The sequence below is a fragment of the Streptomyces sp. NPDC088147 genome, from assembly GCF_044741565.1.
Lineage (GTDB): Bacteria > Actinomycetota > Actinomycetes > Streptomycetales > Streptomycetaceae > Streptomyces.
In genome coordinates this window covers 393,594-406,992 of the sequence record NZ_JBIUSY010000007.1, presented here as the reverse complement: position 1 = coordinate 406,992, position 13,399 = coordinate 393,594, and the positions used below count along the sequence as shown (strand labels likewise).

The 13,399-nt window shown below is 73.0% G+C and carries 11 protein-coding genes; 8 read left to right on the top strand and 3 right to left on the bottom strand.

What is annotated here, in order from left to right; translation table 11 throughout:
• The first annotated feature begins 2 nt into the window (after positions 1-2).
• Positions 3-887, top strand: coding sequence for a succinate--CoA ligase subunit alpha (gene sucD, locus ACIOGX_RS25440; RefSeq protein ID WP_356515793.1), 885 nt, complete (start codon positions 3-5; stop codon positions 885-887).
• Between the two features lie 163 nt (positions 888-1,050).
• Here sucD and ACIOGX_RS25435 read toward each other — a convergent pair whose 3' ends face one another.
• A complete protein-coding gene (locus ACIOGX_RS25435) occupies positions 1,051-2,526 on the bottom strand; it encodes a helix-turn-helix domain-containing protein (RefSeq protein ID WP_401916474.1) in 1,476 nt (491 codons plus the stop codon).
• Between the two features lie 116 nt (positions 2,527-2,642).
• Between ACIOGX_RS25435 and ACIOGX_RS25430 the strand changes: the two genes are divergently transcribed.
• The gene (locus ACIOGX_RS25430) at positions 2,643-4,529 is read left to right on the top strand and encodes a DUF6350 family protein (RefSeq protein ID WP_401916471.1); all 1,887 of its coding nucleotides are present in this window, start codon (positions 2,643-2,645) and stop codon (positions 4,527-4,529) included.
• On the opposite strand, the gene ACIOGX_RS25425 is transcribed toward ACIOGX_RS25430, so the two are convergent.
• Positions 4,519-5,565, bottom strand: a complete 1,047-nt coding sequence (locus tag ACIOGX_RS25425; RefSeq protein WP_401916468.1) for a hypothetical protein — start codon at positions 5,563-5,565, stop codon at positions 4,519-4,521. The two genes, ACIOGX_RS25430 and ACIOGX_RS25425, sit on opposite strands and share 11 nt — an antisense overlap.
• A gap of 273 nt (positions 5,566-5,838) precedes the next feature.
• On the opposite strand from ACIOGX_RS25425, the gene purN reads away from it, so the two are divergent.
• Together purN and purH are read left to right on the top strand one after the other, a co-directional pair.
• Positions 5,839-6,474 carry a phosphoribosylglycinamide formyltransferase gene (purN, locus tag ACIOGX_RS25420; protein ID WP_356515799.1) on the top strand — a complete coding sequence of 212 codons (636 nt, stop codon included), beginning with the start codon at positions 5,839-5,841 and terminating at the stop codon, positions 6,472-6,474.
• A complete protein-coding gene (purH, locus tag ACIOGX_RS25415) occupies positions 6,471-8,057 on the top strand; it encodes a bifunctional phosphoribosylaminoimidazolecarboxamide formyltransferase/IMP cyclohydrolase (protein WP_401916465.1) in 1,587 nt (528 codons plus the stop codon). Before purN ends, purH begins: the two co-directional genes overlap by 4 nt.
• A 230-nt stretch (positions 8,058-8,287) precedes the next feature.
• Here the strand turns inward: purH and ACIOGX_RS25410 are convergent, their stop codons facing one another.
• Positions 8,288-8,893: a proline-rich domain-containing protein gene (locus tag ACIOGX_RS25410; protein ID WP_356515803.1), complete on the bottom strand. Its 606-nt coding sequence runs from the start codon at positions 8,891-8,893 to the stop codon at positions 8,288-8,290.
• Positions 8,894-9,161: 268 nt separating this feature from the next.
• On the opposite strand from ACIOGX_RS25410, the gene ACIOGX_RS25405 reads away from it, so the two are divergent.
• From ACIOGX_RS25405 to ACIOGX_RS25390, 4 genes are all read left to right on the top strand, one after another.
• A complete protein-coding gene (locus ACIOGX_RS25405) occupies positions 9,162-10,025 on the top strand; it encodes a bifunctional methylenetetrahydrofolate dehydrogenase/methenyltetrahydrofolate cyclohydrolase (protein WP_383965694.1) in 864 nt (287 codons plus the stop codon).
• A gap of 31 nt (positions 10,026-10,056) precedes the next feature.
• A complete protein-coding gene (locus tag ACIOGX_RS25400; RefSeq protein WP_401916461.1) occupies positions 10,057-10,788 on the top strand; it encodes a DUF3017 domain-containing protein in 732 nt (243 codons plus the stop codon).
• Positions 10,789-11,262: 474 nt separating this feature from the next.
• A complete protein-coding gene (locus tag ACIOGX_RS25395) occupies positions 11,263-12,129 on the top strand; it encodes a peptidoglycan-binding protein (protein WP_401916458.1) in 867 nt (288 codons plus the stop codon).
• A complete protein-coding gene (locus tag ACIOGX_RS25390) occupies positions 12,126-13,286 on the top strand; it encodes a helix-turn-helix domain-containing protein (RefSeq protein ID WP_401916455.1) in 1,161 nt (386 codons plus the stop codon). Before ACIOGX_RS25395 ends, ACIOGX_RS25390 begins: the two co-directional genes overlap by 4 nt.
• The last annotated feature ends 113 nt before the right edge of the window (positions 13,287-13,399 follow it).

The following is a 13,399-nucleotide window of genomic DNA, read 5'->3' as shown; positions in this document are numbered from 1 at the left end:
CCATGGCTATTTTCCTGACCAAGGAAAGCAAGGTCATCGTCCAGGGGATGACCGGCGCCACCGGCATGAAGCACACCAAGCTCATGCTCGCTGACGGCACCAACATCGTCGGCGGTGTGAACCCGCGCAAGGCCGGCACGTCCGTCGACTTCGACGGCACGGCCGTACCGGTCTTCGGCTCCGTCGCCGAGGCCATCGAGAAGACCGGCGCCGACGTGTCCGTCGTCTTCGTGCCGCCGGCCTTCGCCAAGGCCGCCGTCGTCGAGGCGATCGACGCCGAGATCGGTCTGGCCGTCGTGATCACCGAGGGCATCGCGGTGCACGACTCCGCCGCCTTCTGGGCGTACGCGGGCAGCAAGGGCAACAAGACCCGAATCATCGGCCCGAACTGTCCCGGTCTGATCACCCCCGGCCAGTCCAACGCGGGCATCATCCCGGGCGACATCACCAAGCCCGGCCGGATCGGTCTCGTGTCCAAGTCCGGCACGCTGACCTACCAGATGATGTACGAGCTCCGTGACATCGGCTTCTCCTCGGCCGTCGGCATCGGTGGCGACCCGGTCATCGGTACGACGCACATCGACGCGCTCGCCGCGTTCGAGGCCGACCCCGAGACCGACCTGATCGTGATGATCGGCGAGATCGGCGGCGACGCCGAGGAGCGCGCGGCGGACTTCATCGCCAAGAACGTCTCCAAGCCGGTCGTCGGCTACGTCGCGGGCTTCACCGCGCCCGAGGGCAAGACCATGGGCCACGCCGGCGCCATCGTCTCCGGCTCCTCCGGCACCGCCCAGGCGAAGAAGGAGGCCCTGGAGGCCGCCGGCGTGAAGGTCGGCAAGACGCCCACCGAGACGGCCGGGCTCGCCCGCGCCATCCTCGCGGGCTGAGGATCCGCCTCCCGTAGGGCGGTCCGCCGAGGCCGGTCTCCCGCAGGCCCGCTTCCGTAGGCCGTCCTCCGCAGGCGTCTTCCGCAGGCTGTACGGCACCACGCGCGTGGGCCCGCACCCTCTCCCGGGTGCGGGCCCACGCGCGTTCCCGGCCGGCCGCCGGTCAGAGCGGCTGCGGTACGAGCCGGTGGGGGCCGGTCGCCGGTGCGCGGCGGAGCTTGTCGCGCAGCATCATGTCCTGCTTGCTCAGCCGGGGCGGACCGCCGGTCACCGGAACACCGCCGACCCGCTCGCCCGGCGACGGCTTCGGCTCGTACCGCGTCGGCGCGGTGGCCAGGGTGAACCCCGTCGCCCCGACGATCAGCACGGTGAACGCGATGGCGGCCCGCGTCCAGAACCGGGCCCGCCGCTCGCAGCCGGACCTCATGGCGGGCGCCTCCCCGAGCGGCGGTGGCGTCGTCACCCGGACGAGTGTGCCGAGCCGCTCCTGAAGCAGCCGCGTGTCGGCCAGTTCGGGCAACCGCACGGCGACCGCCTTGCGCGCGTTCAGCAGCCGGTTGGCGGTGGCCGGGGTGCTCGCCTCGGTCTCGGCCGCCGTCTCCGGCAGATCGAGGCCGAGCCCGTCGTAGAGGAGCAGCGTGCGGCGGTACGACGCGGGAAGACTCAGCAGCGTCTCGCGCAGCGCCCGCTCATCGGGCTCCTCCTGCGCGCGCGCGACCGGATCGGGGCGCTCCCGGGGGCTGCGCAGCCGGTGCCAGGGCGACATCGCGTACTCGTACGCGGCGGCCCGCAGCCAGCCCGCCGGGTCCCGGTCGACCGCGACCTCGGGCCAGCGCGCCCACGCGAGATGGAAGGCGCGCTCGACGGACCTCTGGGACAGGACCCGCCGCCCGGTGAGCAGATACGCCTGGCGTACGAGGACGGGCGCGGTGAACGCGTACAGGGCGTCGAAGGCCTCGTCGGGCGTGCGGGGCTCGATCCCGATGGCGGGTGGGTTGGGCCAGTCGGTGTTGCGCACATCAGGGGCGGGCGCACCCGATCCGGTCATATTCGCTGTCGCGGCGCCCGTCGGCACCGGGTTCGCCGTCGCCGCGTTCGTGTTCGTGTTCGCGTTCGTGGTCGTGGTCGTCTTCGCCCTGCGGCCGCGCCCGGCGGCTGTGCCGGGCGAGAGCGGCGGTGCGACACCGGCCGCGGGCGCCGGGGCGGCCCTTGCCGTACCCGCGATTCTCGACGCACCCGCGGCCCTCGCCGCCCCGGCGGTTCTCGCCGTCCCGGCGGCCCGCGCCGCACCCGTGGTCCTCCGGGGCGTGGAGGGACTCCTGCTCCGCGCCGCGGACCGCTGCGCGGCGGCTCTCGCGGCCTCCCTCCTGGCCCGTTCCTCCTGCTCCGCGTTCTCCCGGAGCTCCGCCGCGATCCCGGCCAGCAGCCTCGCGTACCGCTCCCCTTTGCGTCCGCGCGGAGCAGTGCGCCCGGTTTCCCAGGACCTGAGCGTCGACCGTGTGACGCCCACCGCGGCGGCGGCCTGTTTCTCGGTCATCGGCTTCGACTCGCGCAGTCTTCGCCGCTCTTCGGGGGCGGGCAGCGACGGGGCGCCGGCCCTGGTGCCTCGTGCGGTGCTCTGCGTGGTCTTCTGCGTCATGTGGGACTCCCCGCAGCACGGTTCTGGGCAATAAAGCGCATAAACGTATATTGGGCGACACGGCGACTATTCGCCTGTTGCGCGAATTAGATGCGCGTCATGGGCAGCATGACGTCGTGACCCAATTGACCGAACACAGTGCGCCGTTGTCCTCGGCCGCGGCCCTTGAGCGTGGTAGGGCCGCGACGCTCACCTCCGCCGTTCTCCGTGGAGCCTTCGCCGCGGGCCTGGGGCTCGGCGCGATCGCCGTGCTGGTGATGGCGATGTGGATCACTTCACCGTTCCCCGACAGCGGTGCGGGCGGCGCTCTGCGGATCGCGGCCGGGCTCTGGCTGCTGGGCCATGGCGTCGAGCTGGTGCGCCCGGACACCCTCTCCGGGACCCCCGCGCCCATCGGAGTCGTACCGCTGCTCCTAATGGGTCTGCCGGCCTGGCTGGCGTACCGCGCCGCGCGGGACGCCCTCGAACCCGACGAGGGACGGCCCCAGCTCACCGGGCTCGGCGCCGTGTGCACCGTGTCGGGGGGATATCTGCTGGTCGGCGCCTCGGCCGTGCTCTACGTCGGGGACGGCGCGCTCACCGCGCATCCGCTGCGCGCGGCGCTCACGCTGCCCGTGCTGACGGTGCTCTCGGCGGCGGCCGGGGCATGGACGGCGCACGGATGCCCGCGCCTCCCCCTGCCACAGGGGCTGCCCGGGGCGGTACGAAGAGCGCTGGCCCGCACGTTCTGGGCGCCGGCCGGACGGCGCCGGGTCGCCGTCGCGGGGCGCTCGGGCGCGGCGGCCTGCCTGCTGCTGGTGGGTGGCGGCGCGCTCCTGGTCGGGGCCTCGCTGGTTTGGCACGGCGATCCGGCACACACCTCGTTCGTCCAGCTCGCGGGGGACTGGTCGGGGCGGGTCGCCGTACTGCTGCTGGGGCTGGCGCTGGTGCCGAACGCGGCGGTCTGGGGCGCCGCGTACGGCCTGGGGCCCGGCTTCGCGCTCGGTACGACGGCGACGGCCACGCCCCTCGGGGTCGTGGGCACCCCCGCGCTGCCGTCCTTCCCGTTGCTCGCCGCCGTGCCGGACGGTCCCGGCACTCCGCTGAACTGGGCCGCGGCCGGGGTCCCGGCCGTCGCGGGGCTGGCTGTCGCCTGGTTCACGGTACGGGTGGCCGCGCCGCCGTTCGCCCTGCGGGAAGAGGCGTGGAGCGCGCGGGGGACGGCGCTCACGGCGGCGCTCGGGGGCGTGGTGTGCGCGGGGCTGACGGCGGTCCTGGCGGGGCTCGCGGGCGGACCGCTGGGGAGCGGCAGGCTGGCGGCCTTCGGCCCCGTGTGGTGGCTGACGGGCGCCGCGGCGCTGGCGTGGACGGTGGCGCTCGGCGTACCGGCGGCGCTGCTGCTGCGGCTCTGGCGGCTCCGGGAGCGGCGCCCGAAGGACCTGCCGGCGGCCGAACCGCTCCCCGCGACCGGGGCGGGTGAGCGGGGCGCGACCGCGACTGCGACCGGGGCGGGGTCCGGGGGCGCGGAATCCGGTGCTCCGGAGGGGGCGTGGTGGCGGGCGCTCTGGCGGCGACCGGTGGGACGGCGTGGTGCGGGCGCGGCGCCGGGTCCACGCGCCGCGTCGGAGGGGGGAGAGGCGATCGGCGGCCTGGACATCCTGGACGCGCTGGACGTGGCGGAGGCCGGGGCGGGCGCGGGCGCGGGAGGTACGACAGGTGCGGGCGCGGGCGGTACGAGCGGCACCGGCGGTACAAGTGGCGCGGGCGGTACGGGCGGTACGGGCGGTACGGGGGCCGGCGCGAAGGAAGCGTTCGATCCCGGCTTCGAGCCGTACGACTTCCTGCCGGCCGAGTCCTGGCACGAGCGCGGTGCGCGGGAGGCGCGATGGGCGGCGTTCAAGGAGGCGTCGGGTGGTCTGATGGCCGACTTCCCGGCCACGCCGGGGCCGCTCGCGCCGGAGCCGCCCTCCCTCAGGAAAGGCGGCTCCGATACGGACGAGAATCCGGGAGGGACTACTCCTTGACGCCGAAGACCGGCACCAGCGAGTCGGGCAGCAGATCGTTGCAGGAGAGCTGGCCCGTCGTCGTCAGGGCGTCGTTCACGCACGTGTAGTAGTCGCGGTAGACCAGCTGCACGGTGAAGGTCGTGGCCACGATCGCCAGTGCGATCACGGCCGTCACCAGCCCGCTCACCGCCGCGGAGGTCTGCGGCCTGCTCGACGTCGCGACGGGCGCCCCGGCCTGTCCCGTCTGTGCCGCCTGTCCCGGCTGCGTCAGCTGTCCCTGCTGTCCCGTCGTGGTCCCGCCCGCCCGCGGCGCCGCCGGGGACGAGCCGTCGGCCGCCGTGCCGTCGGTGTCCGACGACGGCCGCCTGGTCTTGTTGCGCAGCGAGCTGATGCCCCAGTACAGCGCCAGCGCCCCGAGCAGCAGCGCGATCTCCGGGAAGTCGAAGAGCGCGAAGAAGAAGGCCCACATCCCGGCGAGCAGCGCGTAGCGGGCGCGGCGCTGGGCCGGGTCCGTCGGGTCCCAGCGCAGTCCGCCCCGGCCTCCGTCGGGCCCGTCCTTGCCGGAGCCCTGGCCGTTCTGCCCGTTCTGGCTGCCCGGCCGGCTGCCGAAGCCGCCCTGGGAGCGACCGGGCTGACGGCTGCTCCACTGGCTGCCCCAGCCGCCTCGCCCCGAGCCGGAGCCGTCGTTCGACGCGTCACCGCCGTGCTCGGGACGGCGGGGCTGCCACGGCTGGTCGGGCCTGCCCTCGGGCGGCGGCGCGAACGGATTGTCCTCGCCAGAGCCCGGCGCGGACGAGCCCGGCGCGGACGAGCCCGGCGCGGACGAGCCCGGCGCGGACGAGCCCGGTGAGGAGGACCCGGGGGAGGACGAGCCCGGCGAACCGGCGCCCGAGGACTCCGGCCCCGCCGTCCCGGAGGTCCCAGGGGCGTCCGTCCCGGAGTGCCCGGAGGTACCAGAAGGGCCGGTGGAAGAGGACTGGCGTTCCCGCGGCAGCAGCACCGGCCCAGAAGGCTGCGGGAGGTGGAGTGCCGTGCGGCGGCGTCGGTCCGGCATCAGGTGAACGTCTTCCCCTCAGACCCAGTGCGCGGGGGTCTTGTCTCGTATGGTCCGTCCCGGAGACGAACCCTGTCCCCAGACGCTACCTCCCGGCCAAGCCCCCGTCCCGTGGGGGCCGCTCGGTGTGCCGGTATCGTTGCTGACGGTCGGCTTCTTCGTAGAGTTCCCCGTATCGGGGGACGTGATTCGTTTGTACGACCACACAAAACCGTACGACGACTCAAGCAGCCGCTCGCACAGGCTGTGCTCGCTCCAGAAAGGCGCCCCGCCGTGGCCTCCCCGCCCTCCTCCGCCCGCCCGGCCCGGCTCGTGGTCCTGGTCTCCGGATCCGGTACGAATCTTCAGGCCCTGCTCGACGCGATCGGTGACGACCCGGTGGCCTTCGGCGCGCGGATCGTGGCCGTGGGCGCGGACCGCGGTTCCATCGCGGGTCTGGAGCGTGCCGAGCGCGCCGGGCTTCCCACGTTCGTGTGCCGGGTGAAGGACCACCCGAGCCGTGACGACTGGGACGCGGCGCTCGCCGAGGCGACCGCGGCGTACGAACCGGATCTGGTGGTCTCGGCCGGCTTCATGAAGATCGTGGGCAAGGAGTTCCTCGCGCGCTTCGGCGGGCGGTTCGTCAACACCCACCCCGCCCTGCTCCCCAGCTTTCCCGGTGCCCACGGCGTGCGCGAGGCGCTCGCCTACGGAGCGAAGGTCACCGGCTGCACAGTCCACTTCGTCGACGACGGTGTCGACACCGGCCCGATCATCGCGCAGGGCGTGGTCGAGGTACGGGACGAGGACGATGAAGACGCTCTCCATGAGCGCATCAAGGAAGTCGAGCGACGCCTGCTCGTCGAGGTCGTGGGGCGTCTCGCCCGGCACGGCTATCGCATTGAGGGACGAAAGGTAACGATCCAGTGAGCGCCGAAGGTACGAAGCGCCCCATTCGCAGAGCGCTGGTCAGCGTCTACGACAAGACGGGTCTGGAAGAGCTGGCCCGCGGGCTGCACGAGGCGGGCGTCACCCTGGTCTCGACCGGTTCCACCGCCGCGAAGATCGCCGCCGCAGGGGTGCCGGTCACGAAGGTCGAGGAGCTGACCGGCTTCCCCGAGTGCCTGGACGGCCGGGTCAAGACGCTGCACCCGCGCGTCCACGCCGGCATCCTCGCCGACCTGCGGCTCGACTCGCACCGCGAGCAGCTCGCCGAGCTGGACATCGAGCCGTTCGACCTGGTCGTGGTGAACCTCTACCCGTTCCGCGCGACCGTCGCCTCCGGCGCCACCCCCGACGAGTGCGTGGAGCAGATCGACATCGGCGGGCCCTCGATGGTCCGCGCCGCGGCCAAGAACCACCCCTCGGTCGCGGTCGTCACCAGCCCGGAGCGGTACGGGGACGTCCTCGGCGCCGTACGGGACGGCGGGTTCGACCTGACGACCCGCAAGCGGCTCGCGGGTGAGGCGTTCCAGCACACGGCCGCGTACGACGTGGCCGTGGCCTCCTGGTTCGCCGACGGCTACGCGGCGGCGGACACCGGGTCCGGCAGCGGCTCCGCCGCGGGGGGCCTCCCGGAGTTCCTGGGCGCCACGTACGCGCGCAAGAACGTGCTGCGCTACGGCGAGAACCCGCACCAGCCCGCCGCGCTCTACACCAGCGCCGAGGGCGGCCTCGCCGAGGCCGAGCAGCTGCACGGCAAGGAGATGTCGTACAACAACTACACGGACACGGACGCCGCGCGCCGTGCCGCGTACGACCACGCCGAGCCCTGTGTCGCGATCATCAAGCACGCCAATCCGTGCGGCATCGCGATCGGCGACGATGTCGCCGAGGCGCACCGCAAGGCGCACGCCTGCGACCCGCTGTCCGCGTTCGGCGGGGTGATCGCCGTCAACCGGCCGGTCTCCGTGGCGCTGGCCGAGCAGGTCGCCGAGATCTTCACCGAGGTCATCGTGGCGCCCGGCTACGAGGACGGCGCGGTCGAGGTGCTCGCCCGCAAGAAGAACATCCGCGTGCTGCGCTGTCCCGAGGCCCCGTCCGCGCCCGTCGAGGTCAAGCCGATCGACGGCGGCGCGCTGCTCCAGGTCACCGACCGGCTCCAGGCCGACGGCGACGACCCGGCGAACTGGACCCTCGCGACCGGCGAGGCGCTGTCCGAGGCCGAGCTGCGTGAACTGGCCTTCGCCTGGAAGGCGTCCCGCGCGGTCAAGTCCAACGCGATCCTGCTCGCCAAGGACGGGGCGTCGGTGGGGGTCGGTATGGGCCAGGTCAACCGCGTCGACTCCGCGAAGCTCGCGGTGGAGCGGGCGGGCGAGGAGCGGGCGCGCGGTTCGTACGCCGCGTCCGACGCGTTCTTCCCGTTCCCCGACGGGCTGGAGATCCTGCTGAACGCGGGCGTCAAGGCGGTGGTGCAGCCGGGCGGTTCGGTCCGTGACGAAATGGTCGTTGAGGCGGCGCGGAAGGCGGGCGCGACGATGTACTTCACGGGGACGCGCCACTTCTTCCACTGAGCCCTTCACTGAGCCCTGCACTGAGCCCTTCCGCCGGGCCGTTCCGCTGAGCCGTTTCGGCGGCGGACGGACAGGCAGGTCACGGGCAAGCAGGCAAGCAGGCAAGCAGGCAAGCAGGTCGGCGGAAACGCAGGAAGGCCGTAAAACCCGCTGGGGGACGGGTATTACGGCCTTCATTCCTGCCGGTGCGCTGCTCGGTGCGGCGAGCCAGGAGCCGCACGGGCGTGGCGTCAGTAACGCGGGCGGTTGAACCACGCGGCGCCGTCGGACTTCCCGGCGAAGACGGCGATCAGGATGGCGAGCACGAGGTGCACGATCCCGAACACCGTGAACGGGTAGATGGCGATCAGCGCGGTCACGACGCCGTAGACGATGAGGGCGGTACGGAAGCCGCTCCCGCCGGTCTTGACCTTGATGGCGAGGAAGGCCGACAGAACGAGCCACACCAGCGCCAGCGCGCCGAGGCCGTAGAGGAAGCCGCTCGAACCATCCACGAGGTCCTGGAACTGCGAGTCGTTCTGGAGCGTCGTGCTGTCCTTCGCCGCGTTGAGCGACGCGGCGGAGCCGAAGAAGATGAACGTGCCGATCAGGCAGAGACCGGAGATCACCCACAGCATCACGCGGGCCGCCTTGACGCCGCCCGGCATCTCCTGCGGGCCGCCGGGACCGCCCGGGAAGCCACCGCCGTACGGCTGGACCGGCGGCGCCTGCGGATAGCCGTAGCCGGGCTGCTGCGGCTGGCCCTGCGGGTAGCCGTAGCCCGGCTGACCCTGGGGCTGGCCGGATCCGGGCTGAGGCTGCTGGCCGTACGGGTTGTTGGGGTCGCCGAAGCTCATGGCGGGGTTCCTCCGTTGGTAATGCGGGGACGGTGCGACCCACGTGGAGGAGGAACTTCTCAGAAGTGAGCGGTCTGCCCCCCGTCGACGGCCGCGTACTGCGCCCGCAATCGTGTTATCTACCTCTTATTTTGTCCAGTCGCCATGGGCGGGCGTTGTGCAAGCGCAACCTCGCCCGGCGCCCGCGACAGGGCGGGCGAACTCCCAGGTCGTCTCAGGATGGGCAGCGAATTGGAACCGGGGAGGGGTCATCCGCGAGGATGGGGGTATGAGCGCCCAGATTCTCGATGGCAAGGCCACCGCAGCCGCGATCAAGTCCGATCTGACCGCCCGCGTGGCGGCCCTCAAGGAGCGGGGTGTCACACCCGGCCTCGGCACGCTGCTGGTCGGTGACGACCCCGGCAGCCGCTGGTACGTGAACGGCAAGCACCGCGACTGCGCCCAGGTCGGTATCGCCTCGATCCAGCGCGAACTGCCCGACACCGCGTCCCAGGCGGAGATCGAGGCCGTGGTCGCGGAGCTGAACGCCAACCCCGAGTGCACCGGCTACATCGTGCAGCTGCCGCTGCCCAAGGGCATCGACACCAACCGGGTGCTCGAGCTGATGGATCCGCTCAAGGACGCCGACGGGCTGCACCCCATGAGCCTCGGCCGGCTGGTGCTCAACGAGACGGGTCCGCTGCCCTGCACCCCGTACGGCATCATCCAGCTGCTCCGTCACCACGGCGTCGAGATCAAGGGCGCGCATGTCGTGGTCGTGGGCCGCGGGATCACCGTCGGGCGTTCGATCCCGCTGCTGCTGACCCGCAAGTCCGAGAACGCGACGGTCACGCAGTGCCACACCGGCACGCGCGATCTGTCGGCGCACCTCAAGCAGGCCGACATCATCGTGGCCGCCGCCGGGGTGCCGCACATCATCAAGCCCGAGGACGTGAAGCCGGGCGCGGCCGTCCTCGATGTCGGGGTCAGCCGGGACGGTGACGGCAAGATCGTCGGCGATGTCCACCCGGATGTCGCGGAGGTGGCGGGCTGGATCTCGCCGAACCCGGGCGGCGTCGGTCCGATGACGCGAGCCCAGCTGCTCGTCAATGTGGTCGAGGCGGCCGAACGCGCCGTCGCGGACGCGGGCTGAACGCGAGCCGAACCGGAAAGGGGCGCCACTGATGGGTGCTGGTACGAGCGCGGGCGACGCGGCCCGGTCGCGGCGCGGGACACGGCAGGCGCCGGAGACCGACGGGCAGGCGGTCGGGGACCCGGGGCCGGTGGTGGCCGCGAGCGCTCTTGGCGCCGACACCGTGACGAAGAGCACGGTGGCGGCGGAGGGTAACGGGGCCGCCGAGAGGGCGACGGGCGCGGAGCGCACGGACGCCTCGGCCCCGGACGTGACCGGTGCCCGGGACACGGCCGACGCCCCGGACGTGACCGTTGACCCCGGCACGGCCGGCGCCCCGGGCACGGCAGACGCCCCGGGTGCTTCGGACGGGACCGGGGCCTCGGAGCAGCACGACCGGCGGTTCTCGCTCACCCGGGACACCGCACGGCCCGAGGGCGGCGGCCGGGCCGCGCCCTCGGACGCCCCGGCACCCGCCCGGCAGTGGCCCCTGCTCAGCGTCCTCGGGACGACCGGTCTGGGACTGCTGATCGTCGGTACGCACCCCTTCGCGGAGGCGTTCCGGATCGGCACCATCCTGATCGGCGTGGCCCTGATCGGTGGCGCTGTCCTGCGGCGCGTGCTGCCCTCCGTGGGCATGCTGGCCGTACGGTCACGCTTCACCGACATGCTCACGTACGGCCTGCTGGGTCTCGCGATCGTGCTGCTCAGCCTGATGACGCAGCCCAAGCCGTGGCTGGAGATCCCGTTCCTTGAGGATGTCGTCCACTCGACGGTTCCGTAGCGCGTCCACGGCCCGTGGCGTCGGCCTGTGACGTCGGTCCGTGACGGCGGCCCGTGGCGTCGGTCGGTCCGTGGCGCCGGTCCGTGACAGCCGCCCGTGACGGCGGCCCGTCCTCTCCCCCGAGGAGGACGGACCACCGTCCGTGTGCGCGCCCGTTCCGTGACCACGTAAGGGCGGCGCGGGGTGGACCGCGCCGCCCGGTGTGCACCACAGACTGTTCCGCGTCACCTCGTACCGCCGCCAGGCAAGCTCGTCGAACCGGGCATCTGTGGGACGCGGGCGACCCTGACCAGCGGGAACGCCACACCCCGTGGGACGTCGTGGGACGCCGCCGACCCGGTGCGGCGGCGTGGCGGCCTGGCCGGATGGCGGCGGGTCGGTGCCGCCCGCGGAACCGGGTGTTGCGGGGCCGTCGTTCGCGGGGAGTAAAGGGGACGTGGAACCCGAAGGGGCCCGATCACGCATGAGGTGGACATGCCGCGTTGGAAATCGCTCCCGTCAGAACTGCCCGAGAGAGACCGCCAACTGATCGTTCAGTTGAGACGGTTGAAGGATCACTCCGGCCTCGGACTCGCCGCGCTCGCGGCGAAGACGGGATACAGCCGCTCCTCCTGGGAGCGCTATCTCAACGGAAAACAGCCGGTGCCCCGGAAGGCCGTCGAGGAACTGGCCAAGGTCTGCGGAACGGATCCGACGAAGCTGCTCGTCCTGCACGAAGTGGCCGAACGGCAACCGCCCGAGCCCGCTGCCGAGCCCGTCACCGAGCCCGTCACCGAGCCCGTCGCCGGGACGGGTGCGGTGGGCGAGAGCGAGAGCGAGGGGCAGGGGGAGGAGGCGGGCGCGGCGGCGGTCGCGGACGAGCCGTCCGGGACACGAACCTCCGTTGTCCCGGAGCCCGGTGTCCCGGAGCCGGGGTCGCGTCCGTCCGGTCGGCGGGTGCCGTTACGGTACGCGCTCGCCGGTGCGCTCGTGGCCGCGGCCGTGGCCTTCGCGGCGGGGCTGCTGGTGGCCGGCGGCGACGGGGGCGGGAGCGACGAGACCGCGCAGCAGGTGACGTACGGTCCCGGGCGTACGTACGACTGCGACCACGAGGGACGCAAGGACGGCGCGGCCTACGCCGGGCACAGCACCACCGTCGAAGCGCTGGTCGGCATCAACGGCAGTGGACCCGATGTGGTCGAGGTGCAGTGCCATTTGCAGCGCCACGGTTTCGACCCGGGGGAGATCGACGGGCTGTACGGTCCGGGCGTGGAGTCCGCCGTACAGGAGTTCCAGAAGGCGCGGAGGCTGGTCAGCGACGGCATCGTGGGGCCTGACACCTGGGCGGAGTTGCGCCGGTGAGCGGCGCGTTGGAGAACGCGGCGGAGAAGCCGGGGGCGGAGAAGCGGACGGCGGAGAAGCCGTCGGTCGAGAAAACGGCGGTCGAGAAGCCAGTGGTCGAGAAGCCGGTGGTCGAGAAGCCGGTGGTCGAGAAGCCGGCGGCGGAGTGCGAGCGGCTCGCGGGCGAGCTGAGCGCGCTCCGCGCCCGTACGGGGCTGAGCCTGGTCGCGCTCGCCGGGCGTACGCCGTACAGCAAGTCGTCCTGGCAGCGCTATCTCAACGGTACGAAGCCCCTGCCGCGGCAGGCGGTGACGGCCCTGTGCGCGCTGGCGGGCGAGCCACCGGGGCGGCTGCTCGCGCTCTGGGAGCTGGCGGACGCGGCGTGGAGCGGCCGGGCCGCCGCGGACACCAAAGCCGGGGCGAAAGCCGGAGCCGGGGCCGGAGTCGGGGCTGCGCGAGGGCCCTCCCCGCCGCCACCCGTACCCGCGCGGACGGGCCAAGGGGGACCGGCGGAATCGGCGGGACCGGCGGCACTGGCAGGACAGGCGGGCTCGGCGACGCCGAAGACGCCGTCCGCATCACCGGCATCGTCCGCATCACTGGCATCACTGGCATCACCCGCATCACCGACGTCACCGCCGCCGGGAGGGCCGCGCGGCAGACGCCGTACCGCGGTGCTCGCCGCGACGGCCGTGGTGGCTGTCGTCACCGTGGCGACGATGCTCGCGGCCTGGCTGTCGGGCGACGACGGACTACGGCGGGACGTCCCCGAGGACGTGGTGTGGAGCACGGCCGGCCCGCTGCGGCCCGGCTGCACCGGTCCGGCGTGCGAAGGCGAGGCTCCGGCGCCCATGGAGTGCGGCGTCGAAGGCGCGATGACCACGCTCGGCTCACTCACCGCAACGGGCGGCCAGCGGCTGCAACTGCGGTACGGCGAAACGTGCCGCACGGTGTGGGTGCGGGCGACCGGGCTGCGCGTGGGGGACCGGGTCGTGCTGACCGTACCGGGCCGGCGGGAACAGCAGATCGCGGCGGTCGCCCGGCGGGACACCGGACGTTATCTCGTGACGCCGATGGTGCCGGCCGACGATCCGTCCGAGGCGCGGGCCTGTCTCCTGCCCGAAGGCGGCGGCGAACAGGAGTGTCTGGGCCTGGCGCCCCGGGTGCCCGCGCCGTGAACACCCGCCGTCCGCTTGCGCGTCGACCGTCGTACGGGTGGCACGGAAGTGACCATTCCGCCGTGGTGTGATCAACCGACAACGGATGCGAGACTGTGCGGGGTTCGGTACGG